The 21,084-nt window shown below is 59.7% G+C and carries 22 protein-coding genes; 10 read left to right on the forward strand and 12 right to left on the reverse strand.

Annotation, left to right across the window (positions count from 1 at the left end; all coding sequences use genetic code 11):
- Positions 1 to 5: 5 nt before the first annotated feature.
- The 4 genes from cysS to ABD112_RS07755 all read right to left on the reverse strand — a co-directional run bounded on the left by cysS (position 6) and on the right by ABD112_RS07755 (position 3,507).
- Positions 6 to 1,436, reverse strand: coding sequence for a cysteine--tRNA ligase (cysS, locus tag ABD112_RS07740; RefSeq protein WP_343924696.1), 1,431 nt, complete (start codon positions 1,434 to 1,436; stop codon positions 6 to 8).
- Between the two features lie 100 nt (positions 1,437 to 1,536).
- Positions 1,537 to 1,794 carry an HPr family phosphocarrier protein gene (locus tag ABD112_RS07745; protein ID WP_343924698.1) on the reverse strand — a complete coding sequence of 86 codons (258 nt, stop codon included), beginning with the start codon at positions 1,792 to 1,794 and terminating at the stop codon, positions 1,537 to 1,539.
- A gap of 25 nt (positions 1,795 to 1,819) precedes the next feature.
- The gene (ispD, locus tag ABD112_RS07750; RefSeq protein WP_343924700.1) at positions 1,820 to 2,998 is read right to left on the reverse strand and encodes a 2-C-methyl-D-erythritol 4-phosphate cytidylyltransferase; all 1,179 of its coding nucleotides are present in this window, start codon (positions 2,996 to 2,998) and stop codon (positions 1,820 to 1,822) included.
- A 26-nt stretch (positions 2,999 to 3,024) separates the two neighbouring features.
- Positions 3,025 to 3,507: a CarD family transcriptional regulator gene (locus tag ABD112_RS07755; RefSeq protein ID WP_343924702.1), complete on the reverse strand. Its 483-nt coding sequence runs from the start codon at positions 3,505 to 3,507 to the stop codon at positions 3,025 to 3,027.
- 101 nt (positions 3,508 to 3,608) lie between these two features.
- On the opposite strand from ABD112_RS07755, the gene ABD112_RS07760 reads away from it, so the two are divergent.
- Positions 3,609 to 4,118, forward strand: a complete 510-nt coding sequence (locus ABD112_RS07760) for a hypothetical protein (protein WP_343924704.1) — start codon at positions 3,609 to 3,611, stop codon at positions 4,116 to 4,118.
- A gap of 29 nt (positions 4,119 to 4,147) precedes the next feature.
- Here the strand turns inward: ABD112_RS07760 and ABD112_RS07765 are convergent, their stop codons facing one another.
- Both ABD112_RS07765 and ABD112_RS07770 read right to left on the reverse strand, forming a co-directional pair.
- On the reverse strand, positions 4,148 to 4,828 hold the full coding sequence (locus ABD112_RS07765) for a response regulator (RefSeq protein WP_343924706.1): 681 nt from the start codon (positions 4,826 to 4,828) through the stop codon (positions 4,148 to 4,150).
- Positions 4,825 to 5,979: a sensor histidine kinase gene (locus ABD112_RS07770; RefSeq protein WP_343924708.1), complete on the reverse strand. Its 1,155-nt coding sequence runs from the start codon at positions 5,977 to 5,979 to the stop codon at positions 4,825 to 4,827. The genes ABD112_RS07765 and ABD112_RS07770 overlap by 4 nt, the downstream gene beginning before the upstream one ends.
- Positions 5,980 to 6,146: 167 nt before the next feature.
- Here ABD112_RS07770 and phoU point away from each other — a divergent pair, with 167 nt between their 5' ends.
- The gene (gene phoU / locus ABD112_RS07775; protein WP_343924710.1) at positions 6,147 to 6,800 is read left to right on the forward strand and encodes a phosphate signaling complex protein PhoU; all 654 of its coding nucleotides are present in this window, start codon (positions 6,147 to 6,149) and stop codon (positions 6,798 to 6,800) included.
- 80 nt (positions 6,801 to 6,880) lie between these two features.
- On the opposite strand, the gene ABD112_RS07780 is transcribed toward phoU, so the two are convergent.
- The 4 genes from ABD112_RS07780 to ABD112_RS07795 form a co-directional block, all read right to left on the reverse strand.
- Positions 6,881 to 7,624, reverse strand: a complete 744-nt coding sequence (locus ABD112_RS07780; RefSeq protein ID WP_343924711.1) for a phosphoglyceromutase — start codon at positions 7,622 to 7,624, stop codon at positions 6,881 to 6,883.
- 35 nt (positions 7,625 to 7,659) lie between these two features.
- Positions 7,660 to 8,727: a CAF17-like 4Fe-4S cluster assembly/insertion protein YgfZ gene (ygfZ, locus tag ABD112_RS07785; protein ID WP_343924713.1), complete on the reverse strand. Its 1,068-nt coding sequence runs from the start codon at positions 8,725 to 8,727 to the stop codon at positions 7,660 to 7,662.
- Positions 8,717 to 9,313 (reverse strand): heme-binding beta-barrel domain-containing protein, encoded by a 597-nt coding sequence (locus ABD112_RS07790; RefSeq protein WP_343924715.1) that lies wholly within the window; start codon positions 9,311 to 9,313, stop codon positions 8,717 to 8,719. The genes ygfZ and ABD112_RS07790 overlap by 11 nt, the downstream gene beginning before the upstream one ends.
- A gap of 156 nt (positions 9,314 to 9,469) precedes the next feature.
- Positions 9,470 to 9,724: a hypothetical protein gene (locus ABD112_RS07795; RefSeq protein WP_343924717.1), complete on the reverse strand. Its 255-nt coding sequence runs from the start codon at positions 9,722 to 9,724 to the stop codon at positions 9,470 to 9,472.
- A 94-nt stretch (positions 9,725 to 9,818) separates the two neighbouring features.
- Here ABD112_RS07795 and ABD112_RS07800 point away from each other — a divergent pair, with 94 nt between their 5' ends.
- The 8 genes from ABD112_RS07800 to pstB all read left to right on the forward strand — a co-directional run bounded on the left by ABD112_RS07800 (position 9,819) and on the right by pstB (position 19,208).
- The gene (locus tag ABD112_RS07800) at positions 9,819 to 10,559 is read left to right on the forward strand and encodes a winged helix-turn-helix transcriptional regulator (RefSeq protein WP_343924719.1); all 741 of its coding nucleotides are present in this window, start codon (positions 9,819 to 9,821) and stop codon (positions 10,557 to 10,559) included.
- Positions 10,560 to 10,622: 63 nt separating this feature from the next.
- Entirely contained in the window at positions 10,623 to 12,803 is a 2,181-nt protein-coding gene (locus ABD112_RS07805) for an RNA degradosome polyphosphate kinase (protein WP_343924721.1), read from the forward strand.
- Positions 12,800 to 13,738 (forward strand): NUDIX hydrolase, encoded by a 939-nt coding sequence (locus ABD112_RS07810; RefSeq protein WP_343924723.1) that lies wholly within the window; start codon positions 12,800 to 12,802, stop codon positions 13,736 to 13,738. Before ABD112_RS07805 ends, ABD112_RS07810 begins: the two co-directional genes overlap by 4 nt.
- 131 nt (positions 13,739 to 13,869) lie before the next feature.
- Positions 13,870 to 14,949, forward strand: coding sequence for a phosphate ABC transporter substrate-binding protein PstS (locus ABD112_RS07815; protein ID WP_343924725.1), 1,080 nt, complete (start codon positions 13,870 to 13,872; stop codon positions 14,947 to 14,949).
- A gap of 174 nt (positions 14,950 to 15,123) precedes the next feature.
- Entirely contained in the window at positions 15,124 to 16,218 is a 1,095-nt protein-coding gene (locus ABD112_RS07820; RefSeq protein ID WP_343924727.1) for a phosphate ABC transporter substrate-binding protein PstS, read from the forward strand.
- A 188-nt stretch (positions 16,219 to 16,406) separates the two neighbouring features.
- Positions 16,407 to 17,327 carry a phosphate ABC transporter permease subunit PstC gene (gene pstC, locus ABD112_RS07825; RefSeq protein ID WP_343924729.1) on the forward strand — a complete coding sequence of 307 codons (921 nt, stop codon included), beginning with the start codon at positions 16,407 to 16,409 and terminating at the stop codon, positions 17,325 to 17,327.
- Positions 17,327 to 18,409, forward strand: a complete 1,083-nt coding sequence (gene pstA, locus ABD112_RS07830) for a phosphate ABC transporter permease PstA (RefSeq protein WP_343924731.1) — start codon at positions 17,327 to 17,329, stop codon at positions 18,407 to 18,409. Before pstC ends, pstA begins: the two co-directional genes overlap by 1 nt.
- Before the next feature lie 19 nt (positions 18,410 to 18,428).
- The gene (gene pstB, locus ABD112_RS07835; RefSeq protein ID WP_343924732.1) at positions 18,429 to 19,208 is read left to right on the forward strand and encodes a phosphate ABC transporter ATP-binding protein PstB; all 780 of its coding nucleotides are present in this window, start codon (positions 18,429 to 18,431) and stop codon (positions 19,206 to 19,208) included.
- Positions 19,209 to 19,290: 82 nt separating this feature from the next.
- On the opposite strand, the gene ABD112_RS07840 is transcribed toward pstB, so the two are convergent.
- Both ABD112_RS07840 and ABD112_RS07845 read right to left on the reverse strand, forming a co-directional pair.
- On the reverse strand, positions 19,291 to 20,169 hold the full coding sequence (locus ABD112_RS07840) for an anti-sigma factor (RefSeq protein ID WP_343924733.1): 879 nt from the start codon (positions 20,167 to 20,169) through the stop codon (positions 19,291 to 19,293).
- Positions 20,166 to 20,774, reverse strand: coding sequence for a sigma-70 family RNA polymerase sigma factor (locus tag ABD112_RS07845; protein WP_425563813.1), 609 nt, complete (start codon positions 20,772 to 20,774; stop codon positions 20,166 to 20,168). The genes ABD112_RS07840 and ABD112_RS07845 overlap by 4 nt, the downstream gene beginning before the upstream one ends.
- Positions 20,775 to 21,084 lie beyond the last annotated feature (310 nt).

Here is a 21,084-nt window from a genome sequence, read left to right on the forward strand (position 1 = left end):
AATATTCACGGCAAGCTCCAATGCGATCCGGTCGAGTCATCTTCTACAGTGATGCCCGCCGCTGATAGTTCATCACGGATTCGGTCGGCAACAGCAAAATCCTTCGCTGTGCGGGCCGTATTGCGATCCTCGATGAGCTTCTCAACCAGTGCTGATAGAGCAGCAACGGCTGGTTCTGAACGCTCAGAACCCCATCGTGGATCTAGTGGGTTGATACCCAAGACTTGTGCCATAGCGACTACTTGCGATCGCGCGGTGGCGACTGCCGCGAGATCTCCGTCGTCGAGCGCGGCATTACCTGCTCGAATTGTATCGTGAACAACTGCGAGGGCCTGCGGAACGGCAAGATCGTCATCCATTGCTTCGCCGAATGCTCCGGGAACCTCATTGGTGTTGGCAACGTCAAAGCGGGTGTCACGCAGGCGACGGGCGGCACGCTCGATGAACACCTCAAGGCGCTCGAATGCCGCCTCGGCCTCGTCAAGCGAACCGTCGGTGTAATCAATGGTCGAGCGGTAGTGGGCAGCACCGAGTAGGTAGCGCACCACGATGGGGCGGGCAGCATCTAAAAGGTCGCGCGCGAAGACGGAGTTGCCGAGTGACTTCGACATCTTCTGGCCATTCACATTGACCATGCCGTTGTGCACCCAATGGTTAGCGAAGTCATCGCCGGCCGCGCTCGACTGAGCGAGTTCGTTTTCGTGATGCGGGAACCGCAAATCTAGGCCACCACCGTGGATGTCAAACGCACCACCCAAATACCGGCGAGACATGGCAGAGCACTCGACGTGCCATCCCGGGCGACCGTTGCCCCACGGCGACGTCCAGGAGGCAGACTCTGGCTCGGTGGGCTTGCTGCCCTTCCAGAGCGCGAAATCGCGAGGGTCCCGCTTGGAGCGAGGGTCGGCGTCGGCCGCAACGACCATGTCGTCGAGCTTCTGACGGGTGAGCTCGCCATAGGCGGGCCACGACTGGGTGTCGAAGTAGACGTCTCCCGAATCATCCGCTGCCGCGTAGGCGTGACCGCGCTCGATGAGCTTGGTGATCAACTCGCGCATCTCAGAAATGTTGGCGGTAGCGCGTGGCTCATAAGTGGGCGGCAGGATGCCGAGCTCGCTGTAGCCAGCGGTGAACTCGAGTTCAATGCGGTAGGCCAAGGCCCACCACTGTTCGGGGGAGCCCGCTGCTGTGGCATCCACTGTCTGGTTCAAAATCTTGTCATCGATATCGGTGACGTTGCGTACCAGGGTGACGTCGAGCCCGCGGTAGGTCAACCAGCGACGCCAAATGTCATAGACGAGAGCCGAGCGAAGGTGGCCGATGTGGGGTGCTGCCTGCACGGTGGGTCCGCACACGTAGATACCTACTTTGCCCGCTTCACGGGGTTCGAGGTCGACGAGGCTGGCACTCCGAGTGTCATACAGGCGAATAGTCACTGACCAAGTTTAGCCGCCTGAGTTTGAATATTTCGGGCACGTGGAGAGCAGAAACACAGAAGGTCCACACCGCAGCGGCGCGGACCTTCTGTGTTGACGACTATTCGACTGTGGTGAGCAGCTCTACGAGCTCGTCGAGCACGGCGTCTGCACGCGCATCGTCTGATGCGATCGTCACGGTCTCGCCCTGAGCTACACCGAGCGAGATCACCGCGAGAATACTGGCTGCATTGACGGCCTTGTCGCCCTTGGCAACGGTGATCGTGAACCCGCTTTTACTGACCGCCTGCGTGAAGAGCGCGGCAGGGCGCGCGTGAAGACCGGAAGGGGAAACGATCGTGGTTGTGCGTTCTGACATGGTGCCCTCTTTCGAAACATGGTGACTAGTTGCGTGCACGCACGAGGGCTGTTGCGATTGCTGCCACGCCCTCGCCGCGCCCTGTGAAGCCCAGAGCGTCGGTAGTTGTGCCAGCAAGGCTGACGGTCGCGCCAAGAACGCTGCTCAAGAGTGACTCGGCCTCAACCCTGCGGCGAGACACGATGGGGCGGATGCCAATGATCTGAACCGCCACATTGCCCACTTCGAAGCCGGCATCCTGAAGCAAGCGAAGTGCCTCGCGCAGAAACACGTCGCCGTGCGCTTCGGCGAACCTGGGGTCGCTCGTGCCGAAGACGCTGCCCAGGTCACCGAGGTTTGCGGCCGAGAGTAGAGCATCACAAATGGCGTGCGAGACGACATCTCCATCGCTGTGCCCGCGGAGGCCAACCTCATCGGGCCAGTACAAGCCGGCGAGCCACAATGGCTTAGTTTCGTCGTACGCGTGCACATCAGTGCCCGTGCCAACGCGGATGTCGGATGCGGCCGGCGTTGTGAACAACTGCTCCGCTCGGCGCAACTCCCAGGCGGTCGTGATCTTGAAAGACAAATGATCTCCAGGAATCACTGCGACCGGATATCCGGCAGCGGCCACCACGGCGGCGTCATCAGTGAACTCTCTGTTTGCGGCCTCATGCGCGGCAACGAGTTGTGCGCGTGGAAAACCCTGTGGTGTTTGAACCGCAGCGAGCACCGAACGATCAACGGTCTCTACAATCTGCCCGTTGCCGTCAGTGCGCTTGATGGTGTCAGTGACGGGAAGCCCCGGCACAACACCGGCGCCAGTACTGTGCACGTGTGCCGCTACCGAATCAAAAATGGCGCTCGGGGTGAGCGGCCGTGCAGCATCGTGCACCAGCACGACGTCGACCGATGGCTGAAGAAGCGCCAGGGCGGCAGCGACCGACTCTTGACGCGTTGAACCACCAACGATGACCGTGGTCGCGCGGCTCTCTGCGCCCGGAACCTCACGAATCAACTGCTCGGCAATCTCAACAAACGACGACGGCACGGTCACAATGACCTGAGCCGGCTCTGCCATCGCGAAGACGGCGTCGAGAGCGCGGCTGAGATTGGGACGCCCCGCGAGCGGAACAAATGCTTTGGGCTCGTTGCGACCGAGGCGAGTACCGCTTCCTGCCCCTACGACAATGACAGCTACGCGAGGATCAATAGTTGTGCTCATGTGCGAAACAGGAAGCGCCCTAAGAATTAGGAAGCAAGAACGTCGTCGAGCACGAGGGAAGCCTTCTCTTCGTCAGTCTTCTCTGCAAGAGCAAGCTCGGAGATCAGAATCTGGCGAGCCTTAGCAAGCATGCGCTTTTCGCCAGCAGAGAGGCCACGGTCTTGGTCGCGGCGCCAGAGGTCGCGAACAACCTCAGAAACCTTGATGACATCGCCAGAAGCGAGCTTCTCAAGGTTGGCCTTGTACCGGCGTGACCAGTTGGTGGGCTCTTCGGTGAACGGCGCGCGAAGCACCTCGAACACTGCATCAAGACCCTCGCGACCAATAACGTCACGAACACCCACGAGATCAACATTCTCAGCGGGTACTTCGATGGTCAGATCACCCTGCGTTACGTTGAGCTTGAGATAAACCTTCTCTTCACCCTTGATGGTGCGCTTCTTCACCTCGGTGATGGTTGCAGCACCGTGATGGGGATAAACGACAGTCTCGCCGACCTCAAACAACATGAATAGTGGTCCTCTCGAAGAAAACCCAGTTTATCACAGTAAACACGTGGTAAGGATGGCCTAACTAAACCACGCGGCGCGGCTTTCGATAGTATGGCTCTGTGACAGTACGCACTCGCGCAGCACGCGCCGCAGCATCCGCCCTCATCGCCAGCGCTCTCCTTGTGGGCACCGCTGGTTGCGCGTTCATTACGCCAACCGCAACGCTCAACCAGTACGACCCCAGCGACGGCATCGGTGCCTCCGTTGGCGACGTCAAGGTTCGCAACGTTCTAGCCATCAGCAACGACGATAACTCCGCCGTGAGCCTCATGGTCACCATCATCAACACCACTTCCTCGAGCGGAAGCCTTCGCCTGCAGTACGAATCAGCAGACGGCGAGCGAATCGACATCTCCAAACCACTCTCGTCGAACGAAGTTAAGAGCTACGGCACCGAGGTCGACGGTGACACGATCATCATCACCGATGCCGGCGTCATGGCCGGCCAGCTATTGCCCATCTACTTTCAGTACGGCAACGCCAGCGGCACAGAACTTCTCGTTCCCGTCATCGCCGGCGATAACGCGATCTACTCCGACCTAGCTCCCGCTAGCGCACTCGGCGAATAGCTCAAGCGCGAGCAGGGATCAGCGCCGGCTCAATCCTCGAAGCGGTAGCCGAGCCCACGCACGGTGACCAACATCGTGGGCTGCGACGGCAGCTTTTCGATCTTCGACCGAATGCGCTTGATGTGAACATCGAGCGTCTTGGTGTCACCGAAGTAGTCAGCGCCCCACACTCGATCGATCAACTGGCCTCGCGTGAGCACACGGCCACCGTTGCGCAGCAACAGTTCGAGCAGCTCAAATTCCTTGAGCGGCATGCTCACATCGGTGCCATCGACCGTGACGGTGTGACGTTCCACATCCATGCGCACACCACCGGCCTCCAAAACCGATTCGTGCTCGTCAACGTCTTCGGTGCGCCGGCGGAGTACGGCGCGGATGCGAGCCAAGAGTTCGCGAGTGGAATACGGCTTGGTGACATAGTCGTCCGCTCCCAGCTCCAAGCCGACCACGATGTCCACTTCGCTGTCTTTTGCGGTGAGCATGATGATGGGAACATTCGAGCGGGTGCGAATTTCACGGCACACCTCAGTGCCAGAAAGCCCAGGCAACATCAGGTCGAGAAGCAGAACATCGGCACCGTTGCGATCGAACTCGGCGAGGCCTGCTGGCCCGTCTTCAGCAATTGTCGTTTCGTAGCCTTCACGTTCCAACAGGAATGCGAGGGGTTCGCTGAGTGATGACTCATCTTCGACAATCAGAATTCGGGTCATTTTTTATCTCCAGTTGGGTTGGTGACGTCATGGTCGATTTCGGGCAATCGGAGGGTGAATGTTGAGCCTTGGCCAAGCTGCGACCATACGCGGATGTCTCCACCGTGGTTTTGTACGACGTGCTTAGCGATGCTGAGACCCAGCCCACTGCCGCCGGTGTGCCTGCTGCGCGCTGGATCACTGCGATAGAAACGCTCGAAGACGCGATCGAGCTCACCTTCGGGAATCCCGACTCCCTGGTCGGTGACCGAGATCTCGATTGCGCCCGCTTTTCGGCGAACCCCGATGCCAACCCGGGTGTTTTCTGGCGAGTACTGCACGGCGTTCGAAATGAGGTTGTCGAGGGCAAGCACGAGGAGGGTTTCGTCACCAAACACCTCGACCCCGCTCTCTCCCCCGCTGATGAGGGAGACGCGGCTAAGATCGGCGACAACGCGGTTCTGATCGAGTGCCACCGAGACCACGTGGTCGATGTCGACCGTTTCGGCCTCTGCTAGCCCGTCTGCGGACTGCAACCGCGAGAGCTCGATGATCTCCTGCGTGATGCGTGCGAGGCGCTGAGACTCCTTCGTGAGCCGCTTGGCAAAGCGAGTGACCTGCTCTGGCTCGTCAGATGCGCTGACAAGTGCCTCAGCGAGCAAACCGACGGCTCCGATGGGGGTCTTGAGTTCGTGGCTGATGTTCGCCACGAAGTCACGCCGCACGCTGTCGAGGCGATACGACTCGGTGCGGTCTTCGGCCAAGAGGAGAACGTAGCGCGTGCCGAGACGAGCTACACGAACAAAAAGGTAAATGTTGGCGTCACCGAATGGGCCACGCGAGAGGTGCACTTCTTGCGCGATCGGCTCCCCGGTGCGCCGCACTTGGTCGACAAACTCGACGAGTTCTGGATGCACGAGCGCATGGTTCCACACCAGGCCGTAGGTGAGCGCGGCGTGCGAAGCCTTCATGATGTTATTCGAGGGGTCGAGCACGATTCCTGCAGATTCCAGGGCATCAATGACCTGATCAACACCATCTGGCACGGCAGAGGAGACTACGTGGGCTGCTCGCTGACCTCGCCGAGCTGCCGCGTAAATGATGAGGGACATGCCGCCACCGAGAATTACGCCAAAGGCGAGGGCGGCTGGCACGAGCCACGCAGAGTCCATAGCGACTAGGTTAGTTACATCTGGAGCGTCTGCTTGCCGCGAATTCGCGACGAGTGCTCACTTCAGATAAAATTCAGGCCGCCAACACCTGCTGTTAACCTAACGCGGGCAGGATGGCCTAAGCCGTGCGGGCTTCGTCATGCCCGTATCGAAGGGACGTAGATAGCGTGCGCGAAGTATTTCAACAAGAACTACGCGAGGTTCAAGACCGCCTCGTCGAAATTGCCAGCCTTGTGGCGGTCTCAATTGAGAACGCCACTCAAGCATTCAATGAATCAGATGTCTCACTCGCCGAAACGGTGATCGCAGATGACGATGAAATTGATGTTGCGGCGGCAGAACTCGACGAACTGGCGATCAACATCCTCGCTCGTCAACAACCAGTCGCTCGAGATTTGAGAATTGTGGTGAGCGCCCTGCGCATCAGTGCATCGCTCGAGCGCATGGGTGACATGGCTGAGCACATTGCTCAGCTTGCTCGTTACCGGTTCCCCGACAAGGTGGTGCCCAAGTCATTGCGGGGCACATTCGCCGAACTCGGGGCCCTCGACGTAGCGGTTGCCAAAAAGCTCGTTGAGCTGCTCAAGCATGAAGACGTGCGCATTGCCGAAGAGATTCGCAATGACGACGACAGGATCGATGCTCTGCACTTGAGCGTGTTCGACAAGGTGCTCGGCGAGACGTGGAAGGGCGCAGCGGTCGATACCGTCGATGCCACTCTGGCATCGCGTTACCACGAGCGTTTCGCAGACCACGCGGTCTCGATCGCCAAAAAGGTGCAGTACTTGGCTACCGGCGACTGGGTTCCGACAGACGACTAAGCCGAACATCCAGAAGCCCCGGCGAGCAGTTCACACATCTCACCGGGGCTTCTGTGTGCGTGCGTGTGTTCTGAGGGCGGTTACTTCTTGCCCTGCGAGGCGACGGCAGCAGCTCCTGCTGCTGCGGCCTCGGGGTCGAGGTAGTAGGCCGGCTTGATGGGCATGAAGTTGTCATCAAGTTCGTAAACCAGCGGGATGCCGGTCGGGATGTTGAGACTCGCGATGGCGTCATCCGAGATGCCGTCGAGGTGCTTCACGAGCGCGCGCAACGAATTGCCGTGGGCGGTGACCAGCACGGTCTTGCTTGCTGCGAGGTCCTTGGTGATGTCGGACTCCCAATAGGGCAGCATGCGGTCGATCACGAGCTCGAGGCTCTCGGTGCGCGGGATCTCGCCGTCGATTCCTTCGTAACGCTTGTCGTGAACCTGGCTGTATTCGGCGTCATCGCCCAGTACGGGCGGCGGCACGTCAAAGCTGCGACGCCAGGTCATGAATTTCTCTTCGCCAAACTCGTCAAGAGTCTGAGCTTTGTCTTTGCCCTGCAGTGCACCGTAGTGGCGTTCGTTGAGTCGCCACGAGCGCTTTACGGGCAGCCAGTCGAGGTCGGCAACTTGCAACGCGATGTTTGCGGTGTGAATCGCGCGCTTGAGCAGCGAGGTGTACTGAACGTCAGGCTGCTTCTCGAAAGCGGCAATCATTTCGCCAGCGCGCGTAGCCTCAGCGCGGCCTTGATCGGTGAGCCCAACATCCACCCATCCGGTGAAGAGGTTCTTTTGGTTCCATTCGGAGTTGCCGTGGCGCAACAAAATCAGGGTGTGAGTCATACCTCAAGAGTACCGAGAATCGAGGGATGCTGCCGCTAGCGCTTGACGGCTCCGAGCCGCGGCAAGCGGGGCACGTTGGCTTCGGCTCCCGCGTCTGTTGGCACGATTACTTCTTGCGCGGCCGAAATTTCGCCAACGTCGGAGGCAACAGCCAATGTTTCTGCGGCATCCACCCCACGTTTGATCATTGCGAGTGCGATAGGGCCAAGTTCAAAGTGTCGGGCAGACGCAGTGACTGTGCCAACAATTTTCTCACCGAGGCTGACTTCTGCGCCGGCTTCGGGCAGTGCACCCTCCGAGCCGTCGAGGTGCAGCATGACGAGTCGACGCGGCGGGTGCCCGAGATTGTGCACTTTGGCGATGGTCTCTTGGCCGCGGTAGCAGCCCTTGTTGAGGTGTACGGCTGAGCGCAGCCAGTCGAGTTCGTGCGGGATGCTGCGCTCGTCGACTTCGGAGCTAAACCGTGGTCGCCACGCTGCAATGCGCAACGCTTCAAACGCGAGCGAACCAGAGGCCGCATGCTCGTTGAGAGCGGCATCAGTTGCTACGAGCGACTCACGATAGTTCCAGGTGGCAGCGGGGTGGTGCTCGGCCCGCGAGTACTGGTGGCCGCCGCGAGCAACGCTGGCCCAAGAGTCGTTCCAGACCAAGGGAACACCGTTCGACTCAGCGACAGGAAGGCTGACATCGCCAAAGCTGCCGATGGTCAGAAAGTCATCGCTGCGATCGGCAATCTCAACACGAAGCATGAATCGCATGCGATCGAGCCACTTGACGAGTGCCTCACGTTGGGAGCCGTCAACGAGCAACCACGTGGTTTCGGAGTCATCGATGACACGCATTGCGTGCTCGATTCGCCCGTTGGGGTTCAGCAACAGCGTCTCTGAACTCTCGCCAGCACCAAGGCCAGTGAGTGCTTGCGTGGTGAGTGAATCAAGCCAGGTGAGCCGGTCGGGGCCGGTGATCGTAATCACGGCTCGATCAGCCAGCTCAACTACAGACTCACCGTCGGCGAGCGCGCGTTGTTCGCCGAAAGGGTTGCCGTAGTGCTCGGGCGGATCGCCCACAGCACCCGGCCGGGAAGTAAAAGTACTATTCGACACGAGCGAGCCGTCCTGATGCGTGGTTGCGGAGGTCTTGACCGAGAGCGGCAATATCCCACGCCCACAGTAGGTGAGCATCCACGAGTCCATAGAGTCGGGTTGCTGCGGTGTATTCCTTGGCACTCTCGGTGCGCATGACTACGTCTGTGGCCAAATCGATGCGGGGCCCTGCGACCTCTCCGATATAAATTTCGCTGATGCCGCTTGGATGCACGATCGACACTTCGATCTCGAACCCGCCGTTGGGTGTGCGCAACGTTTCGACCTCGTCGGCAGTCGTGAATGGCTTCGTTCCCACAGCGGGCAGCAGCCCGGGACCAGGATCGCCGTCAGCGGCTGGACGGCGCAGTCGCCAGTAGCCAGTTTCGGCTACAAAAGGAGTTTGATTCTCATCAAGCAACCACGTATATGAGCTGTAGTTGAGGTGCGGGAGACCGTCGTGCGTAAAGCTGATGCGCTGACCGAACTCGACGCTGCGCGTCTCTTCACCGATTGTATAATCGACAACACCGGTGCCCTCCCACAGGCCAACAAGCCACGAGAGCGGGGCGAGTTCGGCGGGGCCGGAGGTGTCTAGCTCGATCACAATTCGGCGCGGTTAGCGCTGGCCGCGAAACAGGTTGTAGACCACAACGACCGACACGTAGCCGATTGACAGCGTCGCGAGACCGAGAAGGCCGACGAAGAAGAGCTCAAGAGCGAGAAGCATGTACTAATCCTACCTGAGTGCGGCGCCAGCGCACTAAATGAGCGCAAAAATTGCTGTTGCTGCGGCAACTATTGCGAGTGCACCAACCATGCTGGCCGTAGCTCGGGCCACAAAGCGTTCTTTGCGTTGGATAGCGATCTGGATCACGAAGGTAAGCACCACCGCGCTAGCCAAGGTGATCGCTAGCCAGGTGACGCGCATCTCAGGGGTCGCAGTGGCACCGATGATGATCGCACCGGTAAGGCTCAACAGCCACACCGGAACTACGCTCCACTTTTGCCAAGTCATACCCCCATCGTATCTAGATCACGCTGGACGGCACGCGTTCATCGGCTCTCTGAAGGGTGGGTAGAATACCTTTTACGCAGTGGGGAGGCCATATATGGCACACATTTTGATGCTTAGCTCTGCGCCCGATGCTGAACCGCTACCCGCCCTGGGTCTGCTCAGCCATACGGTCGAAGTAGTAGTCGCTGCGCCCGCAACACTCGTCGCAGCTCCGACAACCGATCTGATCATTGTCGACGCGACCACCAATCTTGCCGCCGCCAAGGGGCTCTGCAACGTGCTCCACTCGGGCGGAATCGGGTGCCCACTGCTCGTCGTCGTCACCGATGGTGGCATCGCCGCCGTCAACAGCCAATGGCACATCGACGACCTTTTCGTTGTCGGCGCTGGACCGGCCGAGGTGGATGCCCGCATCCGCTTGGCGATGGCGCGCCGCGAAGGTGAGAGTTCGGCATCCAAGATCCGAGCATCCGGAATCGTCATCGACGAAGCCAGCTATTCGGCCAAGGCCAAAGACCGCTCGCTCGACCTCACGTTCAAGGAGTTTGAGCTGCTGCGTTTTCTTGCCTCACACCCATCGCACGTCTTCACTCGCGAACAGTTGCTGAGCGAAGTGTGGGGCTACGACTACTTCGGGGGCACCCGCACCGTTGACGTTCACGTACGTCGCTTGCGAGCAAAGCTGGGCGACCTTGAGTCCCTTATCGGCACTGTGCGCAACGTCGGCTACTGCTTCAACATTGCCGAAGAGCCCGAAAAACCAGCCCCCGTAGTGATTCCTGACGACCCCATGATTGACTCTGCTCACCCTCAACAAGAGCGCATCGCGGTCTAAGCAACTTTCGGCCCTGTGCGCGGAGTTAATCAGTTGTTCATCACTCAATGGCAGGATGATCTAATGGACAACGAGAGTGCGATAGCCGACCCTAGCTCCGCTACGGATTCGCTCGACGAGTACGACGACGATGAATCATCGAGCGTCGATGACGGCACGCTGATCCCCGACCGCTACCTTGATCGTGAGTTGAGTTGGCTCGCTTTCAATCAGCGAGTGCTCGAATTGGCCGAGGATGAGTCGCTGCCGCTTCTGGAACGCGCCAACTTCTTGGCAATTTTTGCCAGCAACCTCGACGAGTTCTTCATGGTGCGCGTTGCTGGTCTCAAGCGTCGCATCGTCACCGGCTTGGCCGTTCCGACGAACACTGGCCGTGCGCCAACCGAAGTTCTCGACGAACTCAGTGCCGCCGCTCACGCGCTGCAAGAGCGCCATGCTGCCGAGTTCCTCAACAGTGTGAAGCCTGCACTAGATGCCGAGGGCATCCACATTGAGACCTGGGCCGACCTGGGTCCGGAAGACCGCGAGCGCGTTCACGAGATCTTCTCCACACAGATCTTTCCTGTGCTCATGCCGCTGGCCGTCGACCCCGCGCATCCATTTCCTTATATCTCTGGGCTCTCACTCAACCTCTCGATTCGCGTGCGCAACCCGAAGACACAAAAAGAGGAGTTCGCGCGCCTGAAAGTGCCGAGCGTTCTGCCGCGGTTTATTCAGTTGCCCGATGACGGCAGCGACCAACTGCGCTACATTCCTCTCGAAGATTTGATCTCCAACCACCTGGGCGCGCTTTTTCCGGGCATGGAGATTTTGGCGCACCACGAGTTTCGGGTCACACGTAACGAAGATGTAAACGTTGACGAAGATGAGTCAGAGAACCTCATCAAGTCGCTCGAGAAGCAGATCCTGAACCGTCGCTTTGGCCCCCCAATTCGTCTCGAAATTACTGACGACATGGATGAGGTGACCCTCGGCTTGCTCGTGCGCGAACTCAAGATCACCGAGCAAGAGGTGTACCGGCTGCCGGCCCCGCTCGACTTGGCCGGTCTGTTCCAGCTCACGCGCATCGATCGCCCTGCCCTCAAGTACCCACGCCATGTGCCGATCACAAGCCCGAGCCTCATGCCAACTGAAGGCAACGAGCGTGCCGACATTTTCCGGGCAATAGCACGCAAAGATATTTTGCTGCACCACCCCTATGAATCGTTCTCAACAAGCGTTCAGTCGTTCTTGGAGCAGGCAGCAGCCGACCCAGACGTGCTCGCCATCAAGCAGACCCTCTATCGCACCAGCGGTGACAGCCCCATCGTCGAAGCCCTCATCGACGCGGCAGAAGCCGGCAAGGCCGTGCTCGCGCTCGTAGAGATCAAGGCCCGCTTTGATGAGACTGCGAACATCTCGTGGGCCCGCAAGCTTGAAAAGGCTGGCGTGCACGTTGTCTACGGTCTCGTTGGCCTCAAGACTCACTGCAAGCTCGCGCTCGTCGTGCGTCAAGAAGAGGGCAAGCTGCGCCACTACGCCCACATCGGCACCGGAAACTACAACCCCAAGACCAGTCGCCTCTATGAAGACTTGGGGCTGCTGACGGCAGACGATCAGGTCGGCAAAGATCTCACCCGCCTCTTCAACGAACTCTCCGGGTACGCGATAGAGAAGAAGTTCAAACGACTGCTGGTTGCTCCGCGCCACCTGCGCAAGGGGCTTGTCAAGCAGATTGATGCCGAATCGTCGAATGCACGAGCTGGCCTGCCGTCGGGCATCCAGATCAAGCTGAATTCAATGGTGGATGAGGCGATCATCGACGCGCTCTACCGTGCAAGCAATGCGGGCGTTCCGATCGACATCGTGGTGCGCGGAATTTGCTCGTTGCGCGCCGGCGTTGAGGGTCTCAGCGAGAACATTCGGGTGCGCTCGGTTTTGGGGCGCTACCTCGAACACTCGCGCGTATTTTCGTTTCACAACAATGGCGACCCGCAGGTCTACATTGGCAGCTCAGACATGATGCACCGCAACCTCGACCGCCGTGTAGAAGCTCTTGTTCGCATCGTTGAACCCGAGCACATCGAAGAGCTTGACTACATGTTCGACCTCGCTGTCGACGAAAATACAGCGTCATGGTGGCTCGACTCCGAAGGCGATTGGGTGCGCCACGGTCGCTCCGAGACCGGGGAACCTCTCAACGACCTACAGAATGTTCTTATGAAGCGAATCACACAGCGCAAACGAGGCGGAGCTCGCCGATGACCGCGGCGACCACACCGGTGCTGGCCGCAGGAATTGTCTGCTGGCGAGTAGTCGAGGGCAAGCCTCGGGTGTTGCTCGTGCACCGCACCGTTCACAAAGACGTCTCGCTGCCTAAGGGAAAGCTGGATCCGGGCGAAACGCTGCCAGAGACTGCGGTTCGCGAGATCTTTGAAGAGACCGGCCTTCGGGTAGATCTCGGTGCCCCACTCGGCGACGTTCACTACACGCTGGGCAACGGTCGCGATAAATACGTGCACTATTGGTCGGCTGAAGTGAACGATCACGACCTCGAACGGGCCAAGTTCAGCCCCAACGAGGAAATCTCGTCGCTCGAATGGTTGTCACTCTCGAAGGCACGCAAGAAGGTCAGCTATACCCACGATATGGATGTGCTCGACCGGTTTGCCGCACTCTACGAAGCTGGCAACGCTCGCACCTTCGCGATGATCGCTGTGCGCCACGGCAAGGCTGTTCCTGGCGAAACCTGGGACGGGCCCGATGCCACTCGCCCGCTCATGCACCGCGGAACAGACCAGGCCGCCACCATCGCCGGTGGCATCGCCGCCTTCGCACCCGAACGCATCCTGAGCAGCACCGCGGCCCGGTGTTTGGCAACAATCACCCCTCTTGCTGAGCGCACCGAGCTCGACATCAAATCGACAGAAGATCTCAGCCAAGATGCCTACGCCGGCAACGGAAAAGCAGTTACCGCGCTTGTCGACAAGCGCCTCAAGAAGCAGCAGACGACGGTGATGTGCAGTCACGGCCCCGTGCTGCCGCAGATTGTTAGCGCCCTAGCCAATGCCTCCGATACGAAGCCAGATGCCGGGCTACGCGCCGCGGCGATGCTGAGCACCGGCGACTTTTCGGTGCTGCACTTTGCTCGCGACAGCAAGAAGCCTCGGCTCGTGGCGGTAGAGACTCACCAGCCCTGAGCCTCGATCACTGGGTTTGGGGCTCCACAAGGGGTTTTGGGACTCCAACAGCGATTTGAGGTGGACTGTCGGTGAATTCCCGCCCAATTCGCGAGAGAATGGCGTGCACGCCAGTTTCTCGAAGGGACAAAGTGAAGTTCACCCACCTCGGCACCGTCAGCATCATCGCGATGACCACTGCACTCACGCTTTCGGCGTGTGTTCCCGCGCCCAGCGGCGACGGAACGGGCTTGTCGGGCACAATCATCGGTGCGGGTGCTTCGTCGCAGCAGTCTGCGCAAGAGTCCTGGGTGCGTGGTTTTCAGCTAGCCAACGTGCAAGCAACGGTCGAATACGACCCGATTGGTTCTGGCGGCGGGCGCGACACCTTTGTGGGCGGTGGCGCTGTATTTGCGGCCTCCGACCGTGCGTTTACGGTCGAAGAAATTGACGAAGAAGAGTTCGTTTCGTGCGTGCCCGGCACCGGCATCCTCGAAATCCCCGCCTACATCTCCCCGATCGCGATCATTTTTAACGTCGACAGAGTTGACTCGCTCGACCTCGATGCTGACACGATTGCCGCCATCTTCACTCGCGACATTGATCGTTGGGATGACTCGGCAATTGCTGAACAAAACCCGACCGTTGAGCTGCCGAATCAGCGCATCACGGCCGTTCATCGCGCTGACGACTCTGGTACCACCGCCAATTTCACGAGTTACCTCGCAGAAGCAGCCCCCGAAACGTGGAAAAGCGGTTCCATCGAGAAGTGGCCCATCGAGTTCGGTGGAGAAGCCGCACCCCAGACATCGGGTGTCGTCGATGCCGTGACCAACGGCACCGGAACCATCGGATACGCCGACGCATCGCGCGCTGGCGATCTGGGAACCGTTGCTGTGAAGGTTGGCGACGAGTACGTCGACTACTCCCCTGAAGCCGCAGCAGCCATCGTCGACGTTTCGCCCTTCGGCGAGGGTCGCGGCGACACCGACTTCGCAGTAGAGATTGATCGAGCATCCACAGCAGCGGGTGTCTACCCCGTCGTGCTCATCAGCTACCTCATCGCCTGCAACGAATACATCTCCAACGAAGACGTGGATGTCATCAGGGGCTACCTGGATTATGTGATCAGTCCCGAAGGTCAACAGGCTGCAGCCGCAGGCGCTGGCTCCGCCCCGATCTCGCAACGACTCTTCGACAAGGCCAACGCCGCTGTGGCCGCAATTAAGTAAATCCGGATCACGTAGCTCCCAACCAAGCAATTCCGGGGTTCTCTCGTTGCATGTTGATGCGTCGTTTACCTGCCGTTTACCTAACAAGGTAATGGTGGCTACCTGCGCTGCCTAGGTTTTCTATTTGGGTCGCACCGACCTGAAACCTGTAATCAACATTCCGAAGGGAAAACTGTGAACTTCAAGCGTCTTGGCACCATCGGTGCCATTGCTATCGCAGGCACCATCCTCCTCTCCTCATGCGCAACTGCAGCAGACAACGGCGACAGCGGAGAGAGCGCTTCCGGCTTCACCGGCACCCTCGTTGGCGCCGGCGCATCGTCGCAGCAGTCAGCCCAGGAGGCTTGGGTTGCTGGATTCCAGACAGCAAACGAGAACGTAACCGTTGAGTACGACCCCATCGGCTCCGGTGGTGGACGCGACACGTTCATCGGTGGCGGAAGCCAGTTCGCCGGCTCCGACCGCGCATTCAGCGTTGAGGAAATCGCCGAAGACAACTTCGTTTCGTGCGTTCCCGGCACCGGCATCCTCGAGATTCCTGCCTACATCTCGCCGATCGCGATTATCTTCAACCTTGACGGCATTGACTCGCTCAACCTCGACGCTGCAACGATCGCTGGCATCTTCAACGGCACGATCACCAACTGGAACGACCCTGCGATCGCTTCGCAGAACGAGGGCGTAGAGCTGCCCGACCTTGCCATCACCGCGGTTCACCGCGCGGATGACTCGGGGACGACCGCGAACTTCACCGACTACCTGTCGGCCGCGGCCCCTGATGCTTGGACCGTCGGACAGATCGAAACCTGGCCCACCGAGTTCGGTGGTGAGGCTGCGCCACAGACCTCAGGTGTGGTTGACGCCGTTACCAACGGAACCGGAACCATCGGATACGCCGACGCATCGCGCGCCGGTGACCTCGGAACCGTTGCTGTCAAGGTCGGCGACGAGTACGTGCCGTACTCCCCCGAAGCTGCTGCAGCAATCGTTGACGCATCGCCCTTCGCTGAAGGCCGTGGCGAGACCGACCTGGCGGTGAACCTCGACCGTGCATCAGCCGAGTCGGGTGTTTACCCGATAGTGCTCATCAGCTACCTGATCGCCTGCAACGAATACGCATCCAGCGACGGCGTTGACCTGGTCAAGGCTTACCTGTCCTACATCATCAGCGACGAGGGCCAGAGCGCCGCAGCATCCAATGCTGGTTCGGCTCCCATCTCGTCGAAGCTGTTCGAGAGGGCACAGGCTGCGGTAGACGCAATCAAGTAACACCCTGAGTCTGCTCGACCCCGTTGCTACTGGCAGCAGGGTCGGGCAGACTTTCCTCTGGGCCGTGTGTCGAACGCCGCCCAGAAACCAGCACGAACTAGCACCAACCAGCACCGACCAGTCACGGCGTAGCGAACCAAGCCAGGGATAAGGGATACTCGACACATGACCTCGACCGCGGCCCCCGTATGCGCGTGAAGCAGCGCCCAGGAGACCGAATCTTCTCAGGCTCGACCCTTGCCGCTGGTGCGCTCATCCTCGCGATCCTGGCAGCGGTGGCTGCCTTCCTCGTCGTCCAGGGAATTCCGGGCATCGTCGCTGACCCTGAAGAGACTACTCTCCTTGAGGGAACCAACTTCTGGGCTTACGTTGGCCCGCTGGTCTTTGGAACCCTCTGGTCCTCCGCGCTCGCTCTCCTGATGGCGGTTCCCATTGCCATCGGAATCGCACTTTTCATCTCCCACTACGCACCCCGACCACTGGCTGCCACCCTCGGGTACATCATTGACCTGCTCGCCGCCGTACCATCCGTCGTATTCGGGCTCTGGGGCGCCAACGTTCTCGCCGTCGAAGTTCAGCCGTTCTACGCCTGGCTCGCCGAAAACTTCAGCTGGATCCCCCTCTTCGCCGGCCCCGCTTCGGGAACCGGCCGCACCCTCCTCACCGCGTCCATCGTGCTCGCCGTGATGGTGCTACCGATCATCACCGCCATCTGCCGCGAAGTCTTCCTCCAGACTCCTGTGCTGCACGAAGAAGCCGCGCTCGCTCTCGGCGCCACCCGCTGGGAAATGATTCGAATTGCCGTTCTGCCCTTCGGTCGCGCCGGCATCGTCTCTGGTGCCATGCTCGGTCTCGGCCGCGCCCTGGGCGAGACCATGGCCGTCGCCATGGTGCTCTCCGCATCCAATGTGATCACCTTCGACATCATCAGCTCTATTAACCCGTCAACGATCGCGGCAAACATCGCGCTGAGCTTCCCTGAGGCTTACGGGCTCAACGTCAACGTGCTCATCGCAACCGGCCTCATCCTCTTTGCCATCACCCTGATCGTCAACACAATCGCGCGCTACATCGTCAACCGCCGCAAGGAATTCTCGGGAGCGAACTGATGACCACCACAACGCCAGCGCGCCCGATCGAGAACGCCTACGCGGCAGGCCAGCTGCCCCGTTTGGCACCCCTGCTGATCCTCATCAGCAGCCTCGCCACCTTCGTCATCATCTTCATGTTCATTCAGGCCGGTCAGCCCGCAAGCGAATTCAACATTGTTGCAGCCGTGCTCTTCGGAATCGTGCTCTACGCGGTTGTACTCACCACCGTTTCACGACTCGTTGAAGGCCACCGTCGCGCCACCGATCGGCTCGTAACCACCCTAGTGACGCTCGCCTTCGTAATCGCGCTGTTGCCGCTGGTCTCGCTGGTCTACACAGTCGTAACCAACGGCGCAGCCCGGTTCGATGTCGACTTCTTCACCCTCTCGCTGCGCAACGTTGTCGGCGAGGGTGGCGGTGCGCTCCACGCCATCATCGGCACGCTGGAGATGACCCTCGCCGCGACCATCATTTCTGTGCCCATTGGCCTGATGGCCTCGATCTACCTCGTCGAGTACGGTCGCGGACGCCTCGCCCAAGCCATCACCTTCCTCGTGGATGTCATGACCGGCATCCCCTCAATCGTTGCCGGTCTCTTCGCCTACTCGCTCTTCGTGTTGTTCTTCGGCCCCGGCGTGCGCGTCGGAATCGCCGGAGCAGTGGCCCTCTCGGTGCTCATGGTCCCCGTGGTCGTGCGTTCGAGCGAAGAAATGCTGCGCCTTGTTCCCAATGAACTGCGCGAGGCTGCGTTTGCACTCGGTGTGCCCAAATGGCTGACGATTCTGAAGGTTGTGCTGCCGACATCCATCGCCGGAATTACGACAGGTGTGATGCTCGCGATTGCCCGCGTGATTGGTGAGACGGCACCGCTGCTGGTGGCTGCAGGCTTCACCAACAACTTCAACTATTCGTTATTCAGCGACCGCATGCAGAGCCTGCCCGTGTATGTATACAGCTCGTACATTTCGCAGGGCACCGACGCCCAGGCCTACCTCGATCGGGCGTGGGCCGGAGCGCTCACCCTCATCCTGATTGTGATGGCACTCAACCTCCTGGCACGCATCATCGCCAAGATCTTCGCCCCCAAGACCGGTCGATAACCGAAGGAAACCCTAATTCGTGTCTAAGCGCATCGAAGTCAATGATCTCAACGTGTACTACAGCAAGTTTCGCGCTGTAGAAGGTGTCTCACTCACGATGGAGCCCCGCACGGTGACCGCCTTGATCGGCCCTTCCGGTTGCGGCAAGTCCACCTTCCTGCGCACACTGAATCGTATGCACGAGGTTATTCCCGGCGCCTACGTGGAGGGTGAAGTGCTGATAGATGGCAACAACCTTTATGCACCGGGAGTTGACCCGGTGAGCGTGCGTCGCCAGGTCGGCATGGTGTTCCAGCGCCCCAACCCGTTCCCCACGATGTCTATTCGCGACAACGTGCTTGCCGGTGTGAAGCTCAACAACACCCGTATCAGCAAGAGCGACGCTGATGACCTAGCCGAAGCATCACTGGTGGGCGCAAACCTGTGGCAGGAAGTCAAAGAGCGGCTCGATAAGCCCGGATCGTCACTGTCTGGAGGACAGCAGCAACGACTCTGCATCGCGCGCGCTATTGCTGTGAAGCCCGACGTGGTGCTGATGGACGAGCCGTGCTCGGCCCTCGACCCCATCTCCACCCTGGCCATTGAGGACCTCATCGAGGAACTCAAGCAGGACTACACGATCGTGATCGTGACCCACAACATGCAGCAGGCATCACGCGTCTCCGACCGCACTGGTTTCTTCAACATTGCGGAAACCGGTGCGCCAGGCAAGCTTATCGAGTACGACGACACCACTACGATCTTCTCCAACCCGAGCATGCAGTCAACAGAAGACTACGTATCGGGTAAGTTCGGATAACGAGCGGGCCGCCAGCTACTCCGCTTCGCAGAAAAGCCCTCGCGCCTCGGCGGAGGGTTTTCTCGTTGGCTCAGGTAGGGCGTTAGGCGCTCTCGAAGACGACGATGGGCTCGGTGGTTGGTGCATCCGATCCGCCCTTGGGCTCGATCGTGACACCAACAACATCACCAGGGGCCATGTCGCCGTCAAGCACGCGCCAGGTTGTTCCGCTTTCGGATGTATCCATGAGGCCGGCCGGGCGTGCCCCAGCACTGTCGATGTACCAAAGTTCGTACACCTGGTCTGCGGAGAGCGGCTCGAGGCCATCAAAGATGACAACTGAGGAACTGAGTTCCTGTGACCACACAAACGTGGCCGTGGCGCCACCGGCGACCGTTGAGACGAGTCTTTGTGAGTCGCTTGCCGCGTTGATGGATGCAAGCTGGTCGGCCTGCTGCGCGGCGAAGCTTGTCTCCTGAAGCGACGTGCGGCCAATGGAGTCAGCGACAACGCCTCCCGCGACGATTAGTGCAATCGCCGCAGCAACTGCTGCAAGTGCGGTGGCGGGGCGAGTGAACCAGCGTGCGTGAGCCTTGGTCTCGGCTGATGATGCCGAGGGCTGTGCGGACTGCTGTGCGGTGTTCGCGTCGGCGGTGGCCTCGGACGAGAGGGTGGCGGCGGCGGCAAGCGGGGTGACCGTTGCCGAAGCGGTGGCCGCGTCATCCACGGTCTCAACTTCTCGGGGCAGTTGCGGCGTTTGCGCGATCATCGCCATGAGGTTGGCTTTGAGCGCGGGCGGCGGAGTGACCGGGGCAATGGCCATCCCGAGTGCTACAGCGGTGTCGGAAAGTTCTGTGGTTTCGGTGCGAGCTTCGCCGGATTTGGCAAGGTGCGCTTCGAAAACTGCGCGCTCTTCTTCGGTGAGCGCGTTGAGTGCGTAGGCGCCGGACTGGGCGGCGAGGTCATCATTGCGCTCGGTCATGATGCCACCCCCATTTCGTCGCGTAAGCGGATCATTCCATCACGTAGTCGGGTTTTGACAGTGCCAACAGGAACACTGAGCATGGTCGCCACCTCACTGTGGCTGTAGCCGCCGTAATACGCAAGGGATACAGCTTGGCGCTGGAGTTCAGTCAGTCGGGACATGGCCTTCTCTACCCTTTCGTGTTCTAGTCGGACTTCTATGGTTTCTGAAACGTGATCGTAGTCCGGGTTGTGATCACGAATGCCGATGCGAACGTCGCGGTCACGAGACGACTGCGAGGAGCGCACACGGTCCACACTTCGGCGGTGAGCTATTGTGAGAATCCAGCTCACCGCTGCACCTTTATTGGCATCGAATCGGGTTGCGGTTTGCCAGATTTCAAGAAAAATCTCTTGAGTCACTTCTTCAGACTGCGAATGGTCGCGCAGGAGCCTCTTGACGAGTCCGAAGACTCGTGGGGCCAGTTGGTCGTAGAGCGCGCTAAATGCGGCTTGGTCACCAATGGCGACACGCTCGAGGAGGTCTTGTGGGCTCGCAGCAGGCGCCCCGGAATCATCGGGGTGCGCGCTGACATCAGCTTCACGAGACATAACTACCAGCATGACAGGTTCCTCTGCTCCTTCATCGCAGTTTTTGAGGTTCAGCAGCGAAATTTCAGGCAGTGGATGCGGGGCTAACGATGGATTTCGTCAGTTGCTTTCACTGGTAAGTGATTCGGCACGGTGGCCCTAGGGGTTTGGTCTGTGCAGGAATTGCACGAGGAAGCCGAAACCATGGTCGAGGGGAGGCCGCCAGAGCGCGAAAAGCCGGGTTATAGGCCAAAACGTGTGGATGGGACCTTGATCTGAGCATATGAATACTGGCCTAGAGAGGGGTTGTCATACTCGGTGACCCTTAGGTGTGCCGAATTCT

This window comes from Rhodoglobus aureus, from assembly GCF_039527955.1.
Lineage (GTDB): Bacteria > Actinomycetota > Actinomycetes > Actinomycetales > Microbacteriaceae > Rhodoglobus > Rhodoglobus aureus.

Excerpts from the sequence above, each read along its gene's own strand:
- ABD112_RS07810 (WP_343924723.1), top strand. The coding sequence starts at position 12,800 with ATGACCGCGGCGACCACACCGGTGCTGGCCGCAGGAATTGTCTGCTGG.
- ABD112_RS07745 (WP_343924698.1), bottom strand. The coding sequence starts at position 1,794 with ATGTCAGAACGCACAACCACGATCGTTTCCCCTTCCGGTCTTCACGCG.
- ABD112_RS07765 (WP_343924706.1), bottom strand. The coding sequence starts at position 4,828 with ATGACCCGAATTCTGATTGTCGAAGATGAGTCATCACTCAGCGAACCC.
- pstA (WP_343924731.1), top strand. The coding sequence starts at position 17,327 with ATGACCACCACAACGCCAGCGCGCCCGATCGAGAACGCCTACGCGGCA.
- ABD112_RS07845 (WP_425563813.1), bottom strand. The coding sequence starts at position 20,774 with ATGCTGGTAGTTATGTCTCGTGAAGCTGATGTCAGCGCGCACCCCGAT.
- ABD112_RS07800 (WP_343924719.1), top strand. The coding sequence starts at position 9,819 with ATGGCACACATTTTGATGCTTAGCTCTGCGCCCGATGCTGAACCGCTA.
- ispD (WP_343924700.1), bottom strand. The coding sequence starts at position 2,998 with ATGAGCACAACTATTGATCCTCGCGTAGCTGTCATTGTCGTAGGGGCA.
- ABD112_RS07780 (WP_343924711.1), bottom strand. The coding sequence starts at position 7,624 with ATGACTCACACCCTGATTTTGTTGCGCCACGGCAACTCCGAATGGAAC.
- ABD112_RS07770 (WP_343924708.1), bottom strand. The coding sequence starts at position 5,979 with ATGGACTCTGCGTGGCTCGTGCCAGCCGCCCTCGCCTTTGGCGTAATT.
- ABD112_RS07755 (WP_343924702.1), bottom strand. The coding sequence starts at position 3,507 with ATGTTGTTTGAGGTCGGCGAGACTGTCGTTTATCCCCATCACGGTGCT.
- ABD112_RS07805 (WP_343924721.1), top strand. The coding sequence starts at position 10,623 with ATGGACAACGAGAGTGCGATAGCCGACCCTAGCTCCGCTACGGATTCG.
- ABD112_RS07795 (WP_343924717.1), bottom strand. The coding sequence starts at position 9,724 with ATGACTTGGCAAAAGTGGAGCGTAGTTCCGGTGTGGCTGTTGAGCCTT.
- pstC (WP_343924729.1), top strand. The coding sequence starts at position 16,407 with ATGCGCGTGAAGCAGCGCCCAGGAGACCGAATCTTCTCAGGCTCGACC.
- ABD112_RS07840 (WP_343924733.1), bottom strand. The coding sequence starts at position 20,169 with ATGACCGAGCGCAATGATGACCTCGCCGCCCAGTCCGGCGCCTACGCA.